This window comes from Dellaglioa sp. CoH-57-MRSF-20 (genome assembly GCF_056781955.1).
The window spans coordinates 1-231 of sequence record NZ_JBXAXV010000345.1; the positions used below are offsets into that span (position 1 = coordinate 1).

Annotated in this window: 1 protein-coding gene; it reads right to left on the reverse strand. The window is 53.2% G+C overall.

All coding sequences use genetic code 11. The annotated features are described in order from the left end of the window. Positions 1 to 231 (reverse strand): 3'-5' exoribonuclease domain-containing protein (locus AC1RPN_RS09250; RefSeq protein WP_481763889.1); only part of this gene is annotated, 231 nt, incomplete at both ends.

Consider the following 231-nt stretch of genomic DNA (forward strand, 5'->3'; position numbering starts at 1 on the left):
CATGTGCTCGGGATCAACAATGAAGTGATCGCGCACTCGCGCATCTATCGTGGTCAACCAGTAATCGGTCAGTTCGCGCTGGAACTGCTCAAGATTGATCGAATCTGCCTGACCCGTGACCAGTGAGCTTCGCGCCGCTTCAGATTGATTCAGCCACCAGAAGAAGGCGTCGGCCTCGATCTTTCCACCACGATTAAGCTGCTCTTGGAGATTGAGGTTCCACTTCATGCT